The organism is Pelomicrobium sp. G1 (assembly GCF_051905455.1).
Classification (GTDB): Bacteria; Pseudomonadota; Gammaproteobacteria; order Burkholderiales; family UBA6910; genus Pelomicrobium.
On sequence record NZ_JBQACR010000051.1, the window covers coordinates 1 to 799 of the forward strand.

Genomic DNA, 799 nt, shown 5'->3' on the forward strand with positions numbered 1-799 from the left:
GGTGGCTGGGAGCGGGTCCGGGAAACGGTCGAGCGCCTTCGTCGCGCGGGCGGGCGGGGCAGGGGCGCCGGGGGAGAGGCGCCCGACTTTTTCTTGGGCGGGCCGCGACCGGACATGAGAAAAACAGCGGTAACGGGCGCATCAGGCGCTGTCCCAAATTCAGTTGAAGGTTTGAGCGGCGGTCGATGTGAATCATAACCTACGCAAGCTGGCTTTTGAGCGGGGCGATGCTTTCGGCATTGCGGCCGAGCGCGGTCGCCAACACCCACAGTTCCCGATGCCCTTGCAAGCGCCGGAAGTTCTTCTCGGCCTCCAGAAAGCCGCTGGCCGTCCAGCGCAGCGCCATCTCCGCATCCCGGTAGCGGCAGACCCGATGCGTCACCCGGCGCACGGCACCATTCGGGTTCTCGATCAGATTCGTTGTCGCCAGGCAGCGCATCAGCTGCGGCGTAAGCCCCAGCCGATTGACCGTGAAGAGCTCGTCCAGCCCTTCAAGGAGACTTGCCGCCGCATCCGGGTAATCGGCCTGGAGCCAGGAGGCCTGCTGCCGGAGCCTCGCCTTGCCCTCCTTCTCCGGCAGCTTGTAGGCGGCCCGCATCACGCTCTTGACCTGGGCGGCCAGTTCCTTGGGCAGCCGGTCGGCGACGTTACGGATCTTGTGGCTGCGGCAGCGCTGCACCCGGGCAGCCTTTCCGAACACCTCCTCGATGGCGGATCGAAGCGCCTTCGAGCCGTCGATCACGAACAGGCGCTCGACCTGCGGGTCCAGGCCGTGCTCGATCAGGTGGGTGAGCAGGTC

Annotated in this window: 1 protein-coding gene; it reads right to left on the reverse strand. The window is 66.5% G+C overall.

The window, feature by feature from the left end; all coding sequences use genetic code 11:
* Positions 1 to 199 precede the first annotated feature (199 nt).
* Positions 200 to 799: transposase (locus ACTFO6_RS17350; protein WP_439935685.1), on the reverse strand; the 600-nt coding region annotated here is incomplete at its 5' end.